General features: G+C 72.1%; 20 protein-coding genes and 1 pseudogene. 10 read left to right on the top strand and 11 right to left on the bottom strand.

The features are described 5' to 3' along the window. Positions 1-105: 105 nt before the first annotated feature. Positions 106-675, top strand: a complete 570-nt coding sequence (locus AB0K34_RS19570) for a hemerythrin domain-containing protein (RefSeq protein ID WP_138637066.1) — start codon at positions 106-108, stop codon at positions 673-675. Between the two features lie 10 nt (positions 676-685). On the opposite strand, the gene dacB is transcribed toward AB0K34_RS19570, so the two are convergent. Beyond that, positions 686-2,212, bottom strand: a complete 1,527-nt coding sequence (dacB, locus tag AB0K34_RS19565; RefSeq protein ID WP_301174879.1) for a D-alanyl-D-alanine carboxypeptidase/D-alanyl-D-alanine-endopeptidase — start codon at positions 2,210-2,212, stop codon at positions 686-688. 169 nt (positions 2,213-2,381) lie between these two features. Further along, positions 2,382-2,849: a MarR family transcriptional regulator gene (locus AB0K34_RS19560; RefSeq protein WP_138637068.1), complete on the bottom strand. Its 468-nt coding sequence runs from the start codon at positions 2,847-2,849 to the stop codon at positions 2,382-2,384. A gap of 90 nt (positions 2,850-2,939) precedes the next feature. On the opposite strand from AB0K34_RS19560, the gene AB0K34_RS19555 reads away from it, so the two are divergent. Next, entirely contained in the window at positions 2,940-3,989 is a 1,050-nt protein-coding gene (locus AB0K34_RS19555; protein ID WP_205719284.1) for an amidohydrolase family protein, read from the top strand. Here the strand turns inward: AB0K34_RS19555 and AB0K34_RS19550 are convergent. Together AB0K34_RS19550 and AB0K34_RS19545 are read right to left on the bottom strand one after the other, a co-directional pair. Beyond that, complete coding sequence (locus AB0K34_RS19550; RefSeq protein WP_138637069.1) at positions 3,982-4,737, bottom strand: aminoglycoside adenylyltransferase family protein; 756 nt, start codon at positions 4,735-4,737, stop codon at positions 3,982-3,984. The genes AB0K34_RS19555 and AB0K34_RS19550 overlap by 8 nt on opposite strands. 28 nt (positions 4,738-4,765) lie before the next feature. Next, positions 4,766-5,479, bottom strand: a complete 714-nt coding sequence (locus AB0K34_RS19545) for a zinc-binding dehydrogenase (protein WP_364550121.1) — start codon at positions 5,477-5,479, stop codon at positions 4,766-4,768. A gap of 101 nt (positions 5,480-5,580) precedes the next feature. Here AB0K34_RS19545 and AB0K34_RS19540 point away from each other — a divergent pair. After that, positions 5,581-6,395: pseudogene (locus tag AB0K34_RS19540) on the top strand (IS5 family transposase). 336 nt (positions 6,396-6,731) lie between these two features. On the opposite strand, the gene AB0K34_RS19535 reads toward AB0K34_RS19540, so the two are convergent. Together AB0K34_RS19535 and AB0K34_RS19530 are read right to left on the bottom strand one after the other, a co-directional pair. After that, on the bottom strand, positions 6,732-7,271 hold the full coding sequence (locus AB0K34_RS19535; RefSeq protein ID WP_364550119.1) for a hypothetical protein: 540 nt from the start codon (positions 7,269-7,271) through the stop codon (positions 6,732-6,734). Continuing rightward, complete coding sequence (locus AB0K34_RS19530) at positions 7,268-7,717, bottom strand: DUF6069 family protein (protein ID WP_364550117.1); 450 nt, start codon at positions 7,715-7,717, stop codon at positions 7,268-7,270. Before AB0K34_RS19530 ends, AB0K34_RS19535 begins: the two co-directional genes overlap by 4 nt. A 116-nt stretch (positions 7,718-7,833) precedes the next feature. Here AB0K34_RS19530 and AB0K34_RS19525 point away from each other — a divergent pair, with 116 nt between their 5' ends. Beyond that, positions 7,834-8,316, top strand: a complete 483-nt coding sequence (locus AB0K34_RS19525; protein ID WP_364550115.1) for a MarR family transcriptional regulator — start codon at positions 7,834-7,836, stop codon at positions 8,314-8,316. A 49-nt stretch (positions 8,317-8,365) separates the two neighbouring features. Here AB0K34_RS19525 and AB0K34_RS19520 read toward each other — a convergent pair whose 3' ends face one another. Then, entirely contained in the window at positions 8,366-9,205 is an 840-nt protein-coding gene (locus tag AB0K34_RS19520) for a LysR family transcriptional regulator (RefSeq protein WP_364550113.1), read from the bottom strand. Positions 9,206-9,287: 82 nt separating this feature from the next. Here AB0K34_RS19520 and AB0K34_RS19515 point away from each other — a divergent pair, with 82 nt between their 5' ends. Continuing rightward, positions 9,288-10,013: an SDR family oxidoreductase gene (locus AB0K34_RS19515; RefSeq protein WP_138637086.1), complete on the top strand. Its 726-nt coding sequence runs from the start codon at positions 9,288-9,290 to the stop codon at positions 10,011-10,013. Positions 10,014-10,043: 30 nt separating this feature from the next. On the opposite strand, the gene AB0K34_RS19510 is transcribed toward AB0K34_RS19515, so the two are convergent. The 3 genes from AB0K34_RS19510 to AB0K34_RS19500 are packed head-to-tail and all read right to left on the bottom strand — an operon-like array spanning position 10,044 to position 11,710. Beyond that, a complete protein-coding gene (locus AB0K34_RS19510; protein ID WP_138637087.1) occupies positions 10,044-10,325 on the bottom strand; it encodes a helix-turn-helix transcriptional regulator in 282 nt (93 codons plus the stop codon). Positions 10,326-10,364: 39 nt separating this feature from the next. Continuing rightward, entirely contained in the window at positions 10,365-10,934 is a 570-nt protein-coding gene (locus AB0K34_RS19505; protein ID WP_205719288.1) for a carboxymuconolactone decarboxylase family protein, read from the bottom strand. After that, the gene (locus tag AB0K34_RS19500; RefSeq protein ID WP_138637089.1) at positions 10,931-11,710 is read right to left on the bottom strand and encodes an IclR family transcriptional regulator; all 780 of its coding nucleotides are present in this window, start codon (positions 11,708-11,710) and stop codon (positions 10,931-10,933) included. The genes AB0K34_RS19505 and AB0K34_RS19500 overlap by 4 nt, the downstream gene beginning before the upstream one ends. Positions 11,711-11,790: 80 nt before the next feature. On the opposite strand from AB0K34_RS19500, the gene AB0K34_RS19495 reads away from it, so the two are divergent. The 5 genes from AB0K34_RS19495 to AB0K34_RS19475 are packed head-to-tail and all read left to right on the top strand — an operon-like array spanning position 11,791 to position 15,881. Next, positions 11,791-12,543, top strand: a complete 753-nt coding sequence (locus AB0K34_RS19495) for an SDR family NAD(P)-dependent oxidoreductase (RefSeq protein ID WP_205719289.1) — start codon at positions 11,791-11,793, stop codon at positions 12,541-12,543. Between the two features lie 8 nt (positions 12,544-12,551). After that, positions 12,552-13,340 carry an SDR family oxidoreductase gene (locus AB0K34_RS19490; protein ID WP_138637091.1) on the top strand — a complete coding sequence of 263 codons (789 nt, stop codon included), beginning with the start codon at positions 12,552-12,554 and terminating at the stop codon, positions 13,338-13,340. Then, a complete protein-coding gene (locus tag AB0K34_RS19485; RefSeq protein WP_138637093.1) occupies positions 13,340-14,209 on the top strand; it encodes a fumarylacetoacetate hydrolase family protein in 870 nt (289 codons plus the stop codon). Before AB0K34_RS19490 ends, AB0K34_RS19485 begins: the two co-directional genes overlap by 1 nt. After that, positions 14,206-15,051, top strand: coding sequence for a fumarylacetoacetate hydrolase family protein (locus tag AB0K34_RS19480; protein ID WP_301174880.1), 846 nt, complete (start codon positions 14,206-14,208; stop codon positions 15,049-15,051). Before AB0K34_RS19485 ends, AB0K34_RS19480 begins: the two co-directional genes overlap by 4 nt. After that, positions 15,051-15,881, top strand: coding sequence for an alpha/beta hydrolase (locus AB0K34_RS19475; protein WP_364550109.1), 831 nt, complete (start codon positions 15,051-15,053; stop codon positions 15,879-15,881). The genes AB0K34_RS19480 and AB0K34_RS19475 overlap by 1 nt, the downstream gene beginning before the upstream one ends. Here AB0K34_RS19475 and AB0K34_RS19470 read toward each other — a convergent pair. Then, positions 15,823-16,233: a hypothetical protein gene (locus AB0K34_RS19470; RefSeq protein WP_364550108.1), complete on the bottom strand. Its 411-nt coding sequence runs from the start codon at positions 16,231-16,233 to the stop codon at positions 15,823-15,825. The genes AB0K34_RS19475 and AB0K34_RS19470 overlap by 59 nt on opposite strands. Positions 16,234-16,246: the final 13 nt, after the last annotated feature.

Genomic DNA, 16,246 nt, shown 5'->3' with positions numbered 1-16,246 from the left:
TTGCCCAGGCTTCGCCGCGAGCCGCTTACCGGGCCCGGCCGGGGGTACCCGCACCGGACCGGCCGCCGTCCGGGCGGCCGTTCACCGAGGGACCGGGGAAGACAGATGCAGACCACACCCGCCGATGCCGAGACCACCGAGGACGTCGTCGACCTGCTGCGCGCCCAGCACGGCCGGATCAGGGACCTGTTCGACGAGGTGATGCACAGCGAGGGGAGCGCCCGCGAGGAGGCGTTCCGGCAGCTGGTGCGGCTGCTGGCGATCCACGAGACGGCCGAGGAGGAGATCGTCCACCCGGCGGCGCGGAGCCTGCCGGGCGGCGACGGGATCGTGGACGACCGGCTCGCCGAGGAGCGCGAGGCCAAGGAGCTGCTCGCCGAGCTGGACGGCATGTCCCTCGACGACCCGCGGTTCATGAAGTCGCTCGACAAGCTGCGCATGGACGTGCTGACGCACGCCCGCGCCGAGGAGCGCTACGAGTTCGACCGGCTCAAGGTCCAGTTCAGTCCCGCGCAGCTCAAGGGCTTCGCCGCCGCCGTCCGCGCGGCCGAGGCGACCGCGCCGACGCATCCGCGTCCGGGCACCGAGTCGGCGGCCAAGAACATGCTGGTCGGCCCGATGGCGGCCGTGGTGGACCGCGTCCGCGACATGATCCGCGACGCCCGCAAGGGCTGACGCACGGCGCTCAGCAGCTCCCGGCCCACGAGCATTCGAGCCGCTGGCCCGTGCCGGAGCGCCGCCGTGCGGGCGGCGGGGTGCCGCCGGCGAGGCGGACGGCGATCCGGTCCTCGACGTCCTTGGGCGCGCCGCCCGCGTAGCCGTTGAGGATCACCGAGAAGACCAGCGGGCGCCCGGCGGGGCCGGTCACGTAGCCCGACAGCGCCGTGGCGCCGGTCAGGGTGCCGGTCTTGGCGTGCACGTTCCCGGCGGCGGGCGTGCCGCGCATGCGCGAGGCGAGGGTGCCGCCGGCCGTCCGGTCGGGGTCGCCGGCGACCGGCAGCGCCCGGTACCAGGCCGGGAACCACGGCGCCGTCCGCACCCGTTCGAGGAGGGTGCTCACGTCCCCGGCGGTGGTGCGGTCGCGCCGGGACAGCCCCGACCCGTCGGCCATCTCCAGCCGGTCGGACGGGACGCCGAGGGAGCGCGCGTACCGCTCGATCACCGGGAGCCCCGCGTCCCAGCTGCCCTGGCCCGCAGCCTTCCGCCCGATCGCCTTCACCAGGATCTCGGCGATCATGTTGTTGCTGAGCTTGAGGAACGGGACCATCAGCCGCGACAGCGGCATGGACGCGCGGGACGCGAGCACGGCGGCGCCCGCGGGCGTCCGGCCGCGCTCGACGTCGCCCTTCACCTGGACGCCGTGGGCCCGCAGCGCCCGCCGGAAGACGTCCGCCGCGTACATGGTCGGCTTCCTGACCGTCCGCAGCTCGGTGAGGGGCGCGGCACCCGCCGGATACGAGCCGCTCACCACGATGGTGTCGCTCCCGACGGCACGGTCGATCTCCAGCGTGGACGGCGAGCCGGCCCGTCCCGTCACCGCCCTGTTGGCGATCTTGACGGTGCCGGTGGCGGGGCTGAGCCCGACCCGGACGGGCTTGCCCGCCGCGCCGGGCCGCACCGACACGTCGACCGTCCCGGCGTCGAAGTCGTCGTTCGGTGAGACCGTCAGTGCGGAGATCGGCGCGGCGTAGTAGTACTGCAGGTCGTCCGGGTCCCAGTGGGACGGGGTCCGGACGGCGTCGAACCAGGTGTCGTCGGCGACCAGGTCGCCCTCCACCCGCCGGACGCCCTTCGCGGCGACCTCGGCGGCCAGCCGGTCGTAGTCGGCGGCCCGCGTCGTCGGGTCACCGGTCCCCTTCAGGTACAGATTCCCCTTGACGGACGAACCGGACACGGCGGTGGCGTGCACGCTCGTCCGGAACCGGTACCCGGTGCCGAGCAGCGACAGCGCCGCGCTGGAGGTGTAGAGCTTCAGGTTCGAGGCGGGCAGCACGGGCGTGCCGGCGCCGCGCGCGTACCGGACCGCGCCGCTGCGGGCGTCGCGCACCACCACGCCGACGGCGGCGCCGTCGAGCCGAGGGTCGGCGAGGATGGCGTCGAGGTCGGTGCGCAGGTCGCCCGGTGCGGCCGCCCGCGCAGGGACGGCGGGCGCGGTGAGCGCCACGACTCCGGCGATCAGGACCGACGGGATCCGCGCATGGTGACCGAGCATGAGCCGAGCGTAAGCCCCCGTCGCCCGCCGTCAAGGACCCGACACCCGTGGGACTCGCGGCCGCGCCCGGTGGCACTGAGACGTCGGCAAGAAGCGAGCCCGCGCATCAGCGCCACGCGAGCGCCGCCCTATCTGACGGCGCAGGTGCGCGTGCGCGGCCACTGATCAGTCAGCCGGCGTATTCGCTGATCTTGCGCAGCAGGGCGACGAGCTGGTCGCGCTCATCGGCGGCCAGCCGCCCGAAGAGGCGCTCGCCGACGTCGGCGCCGACGCGGCGGGCGCGGGCAAGGGTCTGCGTTCCGGTTCGAGTCAGTGTGATCGCGTAGGCGCGCCGGTCCTCCGGGATCCGCTCGCGGCGGACCAGGTCGGCGCGCTCCAGCTCGTCCACGCTGCGCACCATCGTGGACTTGTCGATGCCGGTCAGGTCGATGAGGCGGCGCTGGCTGGACGGCCCGTACATCTCCAGGGCGAGCAGCATCGCGTACTGGCGCACGTCGATGCCCAGCGGGCGCAGCTCGTCGTTCATGCTCTGCCGGCTCCGGTTGTGCGCGGCCGCCAGGAGCATGCCGACGCCGACATGCCGGATGCCGGGGTCGTCGTCCGTGGCCAGGATCCGTTCGAGCAGCTCGTCGAGCATGGACCCATGATAGGGCGGTCTGATATCGTCTCATCTGAGACTTTCTCATTAGAGAACATGGTGGGCGGCGCATCATCGAGGGAGAAGCGCATGCCCGAACTGACCCGCCGCCGCGCCCTGCAGGCGACCGGCCTGACCGCGGCGATGGCCGCCGTCCCGGCCCGGGCGGCCGCCGCCCCGCACAGGGCTCCCCGCGGCAGGATCGACACCCACCACCACGCCGTCCCGCCGAAGATGCGGGAATGGGCGGTCGAGCAGGGCATCATCCCGCCGGAGGGCGGCCCCGCCTGGGCCCAGTGGACGCTGAAGAGCACCCTGCGGGTCATGAACGCCAACGGCATCGCCGCCGGCGTCGCGTCCGCGCCCGTCCCGGCCGAGATCTTCCAGGACCGCGCGACCGCCGTCTCGGGCGTCCGGGCGTGCAACGAGTCGCTGGCCGAACTGGTGCACGACCACCCCACGCGCTTCGGCTTCTTCGCCAACGTCGCGATGCTCCACCCCGACCTGGCCATTCAGCAGGCCGCCCACGCACTGGACGACCTCGGCGCGGAGGGGGTCCTGCTCAACACCTCCGCCGACGGCCACTACCTCGGCGACCCGATGTTCGAGCCGCTGTTCGCCGAACTCGACCGCCGCCGCGCGGTCGTGTTCACCCACCCGGTCGCGCCCAAGGGCATCGTCGAGGTGCCCCTGGTCGGCGACTGGCTCGCCGACTTCCTGCTCGACACGACCCGCACCGCGCTGAGTCTCATCGCCGCGGGCACCCTCGACCGGCACCCCAACGTGTCGATCATCTTGTCCCACGGCGGCGGGTTCCTGCCGTACATGGCGGGCCGCGCCGAACGCTGGGGCCGCGAGGACGACGGCCCGAACCCGGCGAAGATCCGTCCCGCGCTCCGCCGCTTCTACTACGACACCGCGCTGCCGACGTCCCCGTACGCCAGCCCGACCCTGCTCAACGCCGTGGGCGCCGACCGCGTCCTGTTCGGCACCGACTGGCCCGCCAACTCCGCCCGCGAGGTCACCCTCAACACCAGGGACTTCGACCGCGACCCGGCCCTGAGCCGCCGCGCCCACCAGGCCGTCACCAGGGACAACGCCCTCCGCCTCCTGCCGAAGCTGGCCGCCCGCCTCAGGTGACCAACCGGTCGATCTCGTCGAGGACGAACTCCGCGTGCGGACGCACCCGTCCTCGCAGCGCCTCGGTCCAGGTCTCGTCGGCGTAGTGGCTGCCGAGATACAACCGCCGGGCGTGCGCGAGGACGGGACGGTGTTCGGGCGGGAGCCGGTCGAGGGCCCACTCGGCGGCGGCGTCCTTCGACTTGATCTCACCGGTGGCGAGCGTCGTCCAGATGCGCGCCAAGGTCAGCAGGACGTTGCGGGTGTCGTCGTCCAGCTCGTCGAGCAGTTCGGGGATGCCCGCGACGCTGGCCCGGACCAGATCGGAGTGCGGGACGGGCGCGAGAACCTGACCCGGCCGGGGGCCGATCAATGGACGGTCCCCGGCCAGCACCATCGTGATCAGCAGCGCCAGATCGGGCATCGGCTCCGGCTGGGGGACCTTCCCCGCCTCGTACTCATCGCGCAGCCACTCGCCGTACAGGAAGTCGCATACGGGCGGGTAGCGCCAAGGCCGCACCTCGGACTGGACGACCACGACGAGCTCGACCGGCCGGACGTCGTCCCTGATGCCGGAGATGCCGAGCAGACCGTCCAGCAGCGCCCGCCGCTCCTGCTCGTCCAGTGACCGCCGTGAGACGACCAGCACGTCCACATCACTGGCCGGCTTGAGCCCGCCGAGCACAGACGACCCGTGAAGATAGGCGCCGACGACGTCCCCGCCCAGCACACTCTCAGCGAGTTCCACAACACCCCGAAGCTGATTCACCGCACGCGCCCCTTCCTCTGCACAGCTTCTAATGCTGCACGCGTACGACGAGCTTGCCCGTGGCGCGGTTGTGCTCCATGTCGTCGTGGGCCTGCCTCACCTGCTCCAGGCCGTCGTAGACGCGATCGACGGGGAAGTTCAGCCGGCCCTGCGCCACCGCGTCGAGGATCTCTTGGAAGACCTCGCGGGGCAGGTCCCCGACATCGCCGAAGTAGCCCGCCAGGCGCACGCCCCTCGGCAGGTACTCGTTCGGCGAGAAGTCCCGCACCGTCCACTGGTTGGAGAGACTGCCGCCGAAGCAGGCCGTGCCGTGCACGCGCACCGCGCGAAGGGTGTCGGGCAGGGTCGGCGTCCCGACGAGATCGAGCGCAGCGTCCACACCGTCCGGAAAGAGCTCACGGACGGGCGCCGCGACCTCACCGGTGTCGAGCAGCGGATGGTCGACCCCGCGCTCCGCCAGGAAGGCAAGACGGTCGGCCCGCCGGGTGGTGGACAACACCGTGGCACCACGCCAGCCCGCAAGCGCAGCCGCGGCCAGCCCCACCGACGACGTCCCCCCACGTATCAGTACGGTCTGCCCCGGCTGCAAATCCAAGCCCGTGGTGAGCGAACCGTAAGCGGTCTGGACCATCTCCGGCAGCGCACCCAACAGCTCCCAGGGCAGGTCGGTGTCCACAGGAAGGACCTGGGCCAGCGGCACCGACGTGTACTCGGCATAACCGCCGTCGTAGGTGCGCCCCATGTCGCCCATCATCGCGACGACTTTCTGCCCGACGCTAAGAGGTCATAACAAAATGTGCATGTGATGCGACATGGTGTGATGTCCAGGTGTGATGTGGGCGGGTGCGTAAGGGCGAGCAACCTCCATGGATCGTGGCCGACAGCCTGTGGGAGCGGATCGAGCCGCTGCTGCCGACGGTCGAGCGCCGCAAGCACCACCCTGGGCGTAAGCGGTTGGACGACCGCAAGGTGCTGTGCGGGATCTTGTTCGTGCTGCACACCGGGATCCGGTGGGAGTTCCTGCCCCAGGAGCTGGGGTTCGGTTCGGGTATGACGTGCTGGCGGCGGCTGGCCGAGTGGCACCGGGCGGGCGTGTGGGAGCGGCTGCACCGGCTGCTGCTGGAGGAGCTGCACGCCGCCGGGCAGTTGGACTGGTCCAGGGCGGTGATCGACAGCTCCCATGTCCGGGCTTTGAAGGGCGGCCCAAAACCGGGCCGAGCCCGGTCGACCGCGGCCGGCCGGGCTCCAAGCACCACGTGCTGACCGACGGGCACGGCATCCCGCTCGCGGTGTCGTTGACCGGCGGGAACCGCAACGACGTCACCCAGTTGATGCCGCTGCTGGAGGCGGTGCCGCCCGTTCGGGGCCGGGTCGGCCGGCCTCGGAGAAGACCCGGGCGGCTGCTGGCCGACCGCGGCTACGACCACGACAAGTACCGCCGGCTGGTGTGGGCCAAGGGCATCAAGCCGGTCATCGCCCGCCGCGGCAGCCCCCACGGGTCCGGGCTGGGCGTCCACCGCTACGTCGTCGAGCGCACCATCGGCCTGCTGCACTGGTTCCGCCGCTTACGCATTCGCTGGGAGATCCGCGACGACATCCACGAAGCCTTCATGACCCTGGCCGCAGCCATCATCTGCTGGCGACGCCTCGTCCGCTGATTCTGTTACGACCTCTAAGCCCACTCCCGTCCGGCGCCGCGTCAACCGTCCCGACGGCCTCGATACCCGGCACGCGAGGAAAGGTGACCCCCTCGCTCACCCCCAGCCGAAGCTTCAGTTCCGAGCGGTTGAGCCCGAACGCCTCGACCCGGATGCGCACCCACCCGTCCCGCTCAGGCGGCAGCGGCAACGTGACCACCCGCAGGTTGTCCACAGGCCCCGGCGCAGAAAGACGAACGGCACGCATACTCGACGGCGAGGACGTCATCGAATCACCTTCCCTCCGCGCCACCCCAACCCCACCCACCGCCTTGCCATTCCTCTTCGGCCAGGGCGTCAGCGGGCCGCGTCGGTACGTGTTCGGTTCTGCGGCGGTGGTTCGCCGATGGGGGTGTTCTGTGCCGCCGCGAGCCACCATCGCCCGGCCCGTTCGACGAGGACGTACAGTGCCATCTCGGAGAATCCGCCGGTGTCGGCCGCCTGCCGGCGGATGTGCGTCACCACCACGCCGGGCGCGGGGGTGAGTGCGGTGACCACCTCGAACCGTGACGGCGGTGCGGCATTCGCCCTCATGAGCCGTCGATGGATGGCGTTCAGTTCGGCGTAGCCTGCCACGGTCGCCCCGTAGGGACTGCCCCACAGCACGTCCGCCGCGAAGGCCGAGTCGTAGAGGTCGGCGTCGCGGGCCTCACCGGCCCGCTGCAGTATCGCGGCGAAGTCGGCTGCGACCGTCTGCGCGTTCACGGTCGGTTCGGGGTCGCTCAGGGCGGGTCGCGTCTTCACGGTTCGTCTAACCGCCGGTGTCGAGGTAGGCGCGGATGTGGTCGGCGACCCGGGGGTGGGGCTGTCGAGGATCTCGTCCTCGGGCGCCGTCATTGCCCGCTCCTCTCGGCGGCGCGGCGGGCCGTGGCCGTCCGGTGGAAGACGGGGATCAGCACAGCTCCGACGGCCACGTGGGCGAGAGCGAGCACCGCCTTGCTGCCGCCGGTGGCCTCCACGCCGGTGACGGGCAGGAACGACACCGCGAGCAGCGCCAGGGCGGCGGCCGTCCAGATCCGGCCCGCCAGCGGCGTCACCCGCTCCAGCACGGCCAGCAGCGCCCAGCCGAGCAGCGAGGGGACCAGGGCGAAGACGCCGACGGCGGCCGCCCCCAGGTCCCGCGGCTCTTGCCCTTCCTGCTGGACGACCAGGTCATGGCCCAGCAGCGGTTCCCCCACCGCCCAGACCGCCAGCGCGGCCGCGACCGCACCCGCCACGGCCAGTGCCCGTGCACGTCGCGTGCTCCGAAGGCCCGCGCGCCCGCTCGCGCTCACTTGCGTCATCACGACATCTCCTTCAGCTGCTCCACAGTTCAGTTCCTGAAGCTTTGGCCCGGAGCGTAGCATTTACTTCAGGAGCTGAACAGTTCAGCGGCTTAAGTGGCGGCTATGCTGGCCGCATGAGCTCCGATGCCGACGCCGCCGCCGAAACCGGTACCGGTGGCGATGCGGATGCGGTCGTGGCCGAGCTGAGCGGCCTGGTCTTCGAGGTCACCGGGCGGCTGCGCGCGCAGTTCAACGCCGCCGCGGCGCAGCTCGACCTTCCCCCGGCCCAGGCGCTCGTCCTGACCAACCTGTCCGGCCCCGCCCCGATGCGCCGGCTGGCCGACTGGCTGTCATGCGAGCCGTCGAACGTCACCGGCATCGTCGACGGCCTGGAACGTCGCGGCCTGGTGACCCGCCGCCCCGCCCCGGACGACCGCCGCGTCAAACACGTGGTGCTCACCGAGGCCGGCGAGCACAAACGCCGTCAGCTGCGCTCCAGCACCCACTCGCTGGCCCGGACCTTCTTCGAACTCCCCGGCTCCGACCAGCAGCACCTCCGCGACCTGCTGACACGCCTCCTGACCGGCCCGGCGAGCACAGACGCCGAATCCGACTGACCCCCGAAGCCACGCCCCCATGACCGGGAACGCGGTCCACGCTGGACGCTCAGAGAGCAGTGGCGGTTCGGATCAGGGTGGCCAGGGGCTGGGAGCGGCTGTGGGGCGGCCATGCGATCACAGTGGTCACCCTCGGGGCGTCCAGAACGGGCACAGTGACCAGGTCTTCACGCAAGTGGCTGCGGCACGTCTCCGGCAGGATCGCGGCGGTACGCCCGAGGGCGATCAGTTGAAGCAACTGCACCTGGTCGTGCACCTCGGGGCCGGGGCCGTCCGGGTACGCGCCGTCAGCACGGGGCCAGCGCGGGAGGGGCAGGTCGGGCAGCCCAGTGACGTCGGCCATGTGCAGGTGGGTCCGGGTGCTGAGGGGATGGCCCGCCGGGAGGACGGCGACCTGGCCCTCCGTCCGCAGCTCCTCGGTGTCGAACCCGGCCGTCGAGTCGAACGGCAGATGCAGAAGCGCCACGTCGGCCCGGCCGTCGCGCAGTAGCCGCTCCTGCTCGCCGGGCGCGCACAGCTGGACATCGACGGCGACCGCGCCGGGTTCGGCGGCGTAGGCGTCGAGCAGCTTCGCCAGCAGTTCGCTGGTCGCTCCGGCCTTCGTGACGAGAACCAGGCTGGGCTCGGTGTGCGCGGCGCGGCGGGTGCGGCGGTCGGCGGCGGCGACCGCGTCGAGTGCGGCGCGTCCCTCGTGCAGGAGGACGCGGCCGGGTTCGGTCAGCGCGATGGTGCGGTTGGTGCGGTCGATCAGCGTCACGCCGAGCCGGCGTTCGAGCTGCTGGATGGCCCGGGAGAGGGGCGGCTGCGCGATGCCGAGGCGCTCCGCGGCCCGGCCGAAGTGCAGTTCCTCGGCGACGGCGACGAAATACCGCAGCTCCCGCGTCTCCATGGCGTCCACGATACCCGCGAGGTATCGCAGCCCACCCAAACGGTGTTGGAAGGACGGCCTGGGGCGCGTCCAGCATGGGGGCATGAGCGAACAGACGATCGCGCTGGTCACCGGCGCGAACAAGGGAATCGGCTACGAGATCGCGGCCGGGCTCGGCGCCCTCGGGTGGAGCGTCGGCGTCGGCGCGCGGGACGAGGCACGCCGGGAGGCCGCTGTCGAGAAGCTGAGGGCGGAGGGCGTCGACGCCTTCGGCGTGCCGCTCGACGTCACCGACGACGCGAGCGTGCAGGCCGCCGCCGCGCTGATCGAGGAGCGGGCCGGACGGCTGGACGTCCTCGTCAACAACGCTGGCGTGACGGGCGGCGGCCCGCAGGAGCCCACGAGGGTGACTCCCGAGATCATGCGGGCGGCCGTGGAGACCAACGTGATCGGCGTCATCCGCGTCACGAACACGATGCTGCCGCTGCTGCGCCGGTCGGCGTCCCCGCGCATCGTGAACATGTCGAGCACGGTCGGCTCCCTGACGCGGCAGTCCATGCCCGACGGGGAGACGGGCCCGATCTCCGCCGCGTACGCGCCGTCGAAGACGTTCCTCAACGCGGTCACCGTCCAGTACGCCAAGGAGCTGCGCGGCACCGGCATCCTGATCAACGCCGCCTGCCCCGGCTTCTGCGCGACCGACCTCAACGGCTTCCGCGGCGTCCGCACCCCCGAGCAGGGCGCCGCGACCGCGATCCGCCTCGCCCGACTCCCCGACGACGGCCCGACCGGCGCCTTCTACGACGACAACGGCGAAATCCCCTGGTAACCGGCCACGGCGCCCGATGACAGGTCGTTGTTACCGCACAGCGTCCAGCGGCATGGTCAGTGCGGCGGCAAGGCGGGTGAGGAGCGGCGGGGTGGGAACCGAGTCACCGCCTTCGATGATGCAGATCTGGGACTGGGTCATGCCGGCGCGGCGAGCCAGCTCGGCCTGGGAGATGCCCAGCTCGACGCGACGGTCATGAACGGCCTGACCGAGCGCCAGAGCACGTCCGGCCTCGACGTAGGACGGCGACTCCTCGACCGTCTCCCCCAAGAGCCTCTTCGTCCGGCGGGTCTTCCACCGGGAATGGTTCATCACGTGTCCTCCTTACCCCAGCCCGCATGATCGGCGGGACTAGACGCGGAAGGTTCGCATTTGGAGGGCGAGGGTGGCGTAGTAGCCGACGAGGGTGGTCAGTTCGAATACCGTCTCGCGGTCCAGGGGTGGGACGCAGGCTGACCAGGTTTCGTCGTCTACGTCGCCGGTCGTTAGGGCGCGGGTTAGGCGGAGGACGGCGGCCTCGTGCGGGTCGGCCAGGGCTAGTGGGGCGCTGGCGGCTATGGCGGCCAGTTCCTCCTCTGTGAGGCCGGCCGCGCGGCCTACGGCCTCGTGGGCGGTGCGTTCGAACTCGCTGTCCCAGGCGGCGGCCACGACCAGGATCGCCATCTCGCGGGACCGTCCGCTGAGCGCTCCCTCGTAGCGGATGGCCGCGCCGAGGCGTTGCAGGGCGTCGCCGAGGGCGGGACGCAGCAGGAACTCGTTGAAGGGGCCGGCCAGGACGCCCGAGTCCGAGACGAGGTCGAACAGGCGGGGGCCCTTGGCGCGCGGGCCCTCGGTGATCGACCGGTAGACGGCCAGGCGGTCGGCGTCCAGTTCGTCCGGTGTGAAGGGGTGCTGCCGCGCGGTGGCTTCGGTGTCCTTCAATGTGTCCTCAGTCTGGTGCTGATGTCGTCGGCGGTCTCGCGCAGGCGGTCGAGGATCTCGCCGTGCAGGTCGGCGTTGGAGCGGCGCATCGCGGAGACGGCGACGTTCACTGCGGCGGCCGGGGCGTCGTCTGAGCCGAACACCGGGACCGAGACCGAGCGGAGGCCCTGCGCTAGTTCCTCGTCCTGTACCGCGTAGCCGTCGCGGCGGATCTGTTCTAGCTGGGCGCGCAGGGCGGACATGTTGGTGACCGCGTTGGGGCCGGCGCCCGGTGGTAGGGACGCGTCGGTGATACGCCGGTCAAGGTCGTCCTGCGGCAGGTAGGCGAGTAGCACCTTGCCCATGGACGTGTAGGGCGCGGGCAGTGTCGAGCCCACGTGCACGTTGGCGGTGACCAGGTCGGCGTTGCGCAGCCGTGCGAGGTACAGGACGCGGTCCTCGACCAGGACGCCGAGGTTGACCGTCTCGCCGGTCGCCTCCGCCAGCAGGCGCAGGGGGCGGTCGCTGAGCTGCACCAGGCTCGACCCGCGCATCGCCGCCGAGCCGAGCGTCAGCACCTTCACCCCCGGCTGGACGGACCCGTCGTGCCGCCGCTCCAGGTAGCCGAGGTCCTCCAGCGTGGAGACGATCCGGAACGCCGTGGGCATCGGGATGCCGGTCATGGCGGCGATGTCGCTCGTGCGCAGGGAGAGCGTCGGCCCGTCGAACAGGCTCAGCACCTGCAGCCCCTTGGCCAGGGCCGCGATGTGGTACCGCGACCGGTCGCTTGACGTCATGACCGGTCCCGCCGATACTCTTGGATCGTGAAATTAACTTTCACACAATGAAAGTACCTGAGAGAGGCGAGGGACCGCAAGTGGACGATTGGCTGGGCCTGCGCGGCTCCCGCGTGCTCGTGCTCGGCGCGGGCGGGATCGGCGCGGAGTGCGTCCGCGGCTATCTGGACGCGGGCGCCGCCGTCACCGCCGTCGACCGCGACCCCGCGCGGCTCGACGCCCTGCCCTCGGGCCCCGGCGGGACGAAGCCGCACACGCTCGCCGCCGACCTCACCGAGCCGGGCGCGGGAGCCGCCGCCGTCCGGCACGCGGTGGAGGCGATGGGCGGCCTGGACGTCCTGCTGCACTGCGTCGGCGTCAACGACCGGCGGCCGATCCTGGAGTTCACCGAGGACGAGTGGGACGGCATGCTCCGCACCAACCTGTCCACCGCGTTCGGCGCGGCGCAGGCGGCCGGCCGGCACATGATCGACGCCGGCGGCGGGCGGCTGGTCTTCCTGTCGTCGGTGTCGGGGCATCTGGCGCACAAGAAGCACGGGCCCTACGCCGCGTCCAAAGGCGGCATGAACCAGATGATGCGGGTGATGGCGGCCGAGTGGGCGTCCCACGGGGTGACGGTGAACGCGGTCGCGCCCGGCTACGTCGAGACGCCGCTCACCGCCGAGTACCTCGCGCGGCCCGGCGTCCGCGATGATCTGGTGCGCCTGGTCCCCGCCGGGCGGCTGGGCACGGCGGCCGAGGTCGTCGGCCCGATCCTGTTCCTTTCCTCGCCGCACGCGTCGTTCATGACCGGTCACGTCATGTACGTCGACGGTGGCCGCACGCTGGTCTAGGAGGACCCATGAGCACGGAGCAGAAGATCTTCCCGCGGTTCGCCGGGAAGACGGTGCTGGTCACGGGGGCCGGCACCGGGTTCGGCGCCGAGATCGCCGTCCGCGCGGCGCAGGAGGGCGCCCGGGTCGGCGTCCACTACAACAGCTCCAAGCAGGGCGCGGAGCGGACGGCCGAGCGCGTCCGGGAGGCGGGCGGCGAGGCGTTCGTCGTGCAGGCCGACATCTCGTCGTGGGACGCGATCCGCGGGCTCGCCGACGAGGTGTTCGCGCAGGCGGGCACGCTCGACGTGCTCGTCAACAACGTCGGGGACGTGGCGACCGAGCAGATGTCGTGGCGGCAGCTGACGCAGGAGTCCCTCGACCGCGTCATCGACGTGGACGTCAAGGGCACGCTGCTGATGACGCACGAGTTCGGCTCCCGGATGCTGGAGCAGGGCCACGGCTGCATCGTGAACATCGGCTCGACGGTGGTCGTGCGGGGCAGCGCGCGGGCCCCGCAGTACGCCGCCGCCAAGTACGGGCTGCTCGGCATCACCAAGTCGTACGCGGCGGCGTTCGCGCCGTCCGTCCGCGTGAACACGTTCGCGCCGGGGTTCATGGAGACCGGCGCCACGCTGGAGCGCGAGGACTGGAAGTCGGGACGCCGCGAGAAGCTCATCGCGCAGACGCCGATGGGCACGATCCCGCCGCCCGAGGTGGTCGCGGGCACGGCCTTGTTCCTCGCCACCGAGGACGCGTCGCACATCACCGGCGCGTACATGCTCGCCGACGGCGGCTTCAACATGGTGGGCGCCTGATGAAGCTGATCACCTTCGATGAGGGACGGGTCGGCCGGCTGGACGGCGACGACGTCATCGAGCTGGACGTCCCGTCCACGCGGGCGTTCTTCGAGCGCGGCGGGACGGCCGCCGAGACCGGGGAGCGGCTGAAGCTGGCGGACGTGCGGCTCCGCGCGCCCATCCGGCCGAAGAAGTTCTTCCACACGGCCGGCAACTTCGCCGACCACCACGAGGAGCTCCAGGCGGTCAACTGGTCGCACCCGGTGCACAAGGGCATCGTGTTCTTCCAGAACGTGGACGCGATCATCGGTCCGGACGACCCGATCGTCTACCCCGAGCACCTCACCCGGGAGCTGGACTACGAGCTCGAGCTGGCCGTCATCATCGGCAAGCCCGGCAAGTTCTTCGGTCCGGACGAGGCCCTGGAGCACATCGCGGGGTTCACGGTGTTCAACGACATCACGGCCCGCGACATCCAGCGCCGCGAGATGGAGTCGGGCGTCTTCTCGTTCAGCAAGGCGATCGACACGTTCTGCCCGATCGGGCCGTGGATCGTCACCGCCGACGAGATCGACGACATGCAGAACCTCGCGATGCAGCTGCGGGTGAACGGCGAGACCCGGCAGACGGGGCACACCAAGCAGATGCGCGTGTCGATCCCGCACCTGGTGGCGTACCACTCGCCGCAGACCTACAGCGCGGGCGACATCATCACCACCGGCACGGTCTCGGGCGTCGCCGCCGTCCAGCCGGACCCGTTCGACTTCTACCTGCGTCCCGGTGACGTCGTGGAGGCCGAGATCGAGGGCGTCGGGACGCTGCGCAACCCGGTCGTCTCCTGGCAGGACGCCTACGGCGAGCCCGCGCCGGAGAGGGTCGACTGGTGAGGCTGGCGAACCTGGCCGGGCGCGCCGCGGTCGTCGTCGGGGACGTCGCGGTCGACGTCGCCGACGCCGCGGACGGCCGGTTCTCCGCCGACCCGCAGGAGGCGTTCGCCGACTGGGACGCGTTCCGCTCCTGGGCCGCGTCGCTCGACTCGGCGCGGGGCAGGCCGTTCGACCGGGCGGACCTCGGCCCGCCGGTGCCCCGGCCGCGCCAGGTGTTCGCGATCGGCGTCAACTACGCGGCGCACGCCAGCGAGGCCGGGTACCCGCCCGACACCGCGCCCGTGACGTTCACGAAGTTCCCGAGCTGCCTCGCCGGGCCGGTCTGCGAGGTCGCGCTGCCGTCCGACACGGTGGACTGGGAGGTCGAGATGGTGGTGGCGGTGTCGCGGGAGACCGCCGCCGTCCGCCGCGAGGACGCCTGGGACCACGTCGCCGGGATCATGCTCGGCCAGGACCTGTCCGAGCGGACGTCGCAGCTCGCCGGCGCGAAGCCGCAGTTCAGCCTGGCCAAGTCGTACCCGAACTTCGGCCCGACCGGCCCGTGGCTCGTCACCCCGGACGAGTTCGCCGACCCGTCCGACCTGGCGATCTGGTGCGGCCTGTCCGGGGAGACGGTGCAGGAGGCGCGCACCTCCTCGATGATCTACGACGTGCCGGAGCTGCTCGTCCGGCTGTCGCGGGTCTGCCGGCTGTTCCCCGGCGACCTGGTGTTCACCGGGACGCCCGCCGGGGTCGGCAATGCCCGCTCGCCGAAGCGCTTCATCCGCCCGGGCGAGGTGCTGGTGAGCCGGCTGGAGGGCGTGGGCGGCCTCACCCAGCGGTTCGTCGCGGGCGGGACGTGATGGAGGTCCGCGCGGGCATCGAGTACGCCGACCGGGTCGGCTACCGGCCGCTGCTGCTGGACCTGTACCTCCCGGCGGCGGGCCCGGCGCCGGTGGTGCTGTTCCTGCACGGCGGCGGCTGGCGGCGCGGGTCGCGCCGCGACTTCGGGCACGCGTTCGCCGGATGGCGGCCGTCCCCGTTCGAGCGCCTCGCCCGCGCCGGGTTCGCGGTGGCGGCCGCGGACTACCGGCTGTCGGGCGAGGCGCGCCACCCCGCGCAGCTGGAGGACGTCCGCTCCGCCGTCGGCTGGCTGCGCTGCAACGGCGGCGAGTACGGCTTCGACGGCGCGACGGTCGTGGCGTGGGGCGAGTCGGCGGGCGCGCACCTGGCCGCGCTCGCCGCGCTCACCGGTCCCGGGATCGCCGCCGTGGTCGGCTGGCACGGCGTGTACGACCTGGCCGCGATGCCGGACGGCGGCGCCCCCGGCTCGCGCGAGTCGCTGCTGCTCGGCGCCCCGGTGCGGGACGCGCCGTCCCTCGCGGCGGAGGCCAGCCCGGTCGCGCACGTCCACGGCGGCGCCCCGCCGTTCCAGCTGTGGCACGGCACCGCCGACCGGATGGTGCCGTGCGCGCAGAGCGAGCGGATGGCCGCGGCCCTCCGCGCGGCGGGCGCGCGGGCCGAGTACCGCCCGGTGGCCGGCGCCGGCCACCTCTGGCAGAACGTCCGGGACGTGACGGCGATCTTCGAGGAGTCCCTCGAATTCGCCCAGCGCGCCCAGCACACCCGGCGGGTCAGCGCGCGCCGAGCTGGCGCGACGGCGACGCCGGCTCCCGGTCCCGCCGGACGGTGAGGAAGCCGATGAGCGCGGCGAGTGCCGCGACCAGTTCACCGGCCAGGCTGATCGTCTTGTCGGCGTACCACTGCGGGTCGTACATGCGGGGGATCGGCCCGAGCTGCCCGAAGTCGACGAAGTAGTACAGCAGGACGGCGCCGGCGGCGCTCGCCGCGACGAGGAACGCGATCGCGTACGTCCACCGCCGCGCCCACGCCAGCACCAGGACGGCGGCGACGGCCGCGGCGATCGCCTGCGCGCGGAAGAGGTCGTCCCCGGGGATCACGTCGTCCGGGGTGTTCGGCCCGGGGGCCATGTCGGGCGCGAAGCGCCAGTGCACGACTGCGTCGGCCGCGAGTCCGGCGGCCACGAGGAGACGAAGA

The organism is Actinomadura sp. NPDC049382 (assembly GCF_040677125.1).
GTDB lineage: Bacteria > Actinomycetota > Actinomycetes > Streptosporangiales > Streptosporangiaceae > Spirillospora > Spirillospora geliboluensis.
Note: the sequence above shows the minus strand (reverse complement) of the source record. Positions and strands in the feature narration are given on the sequence as shown.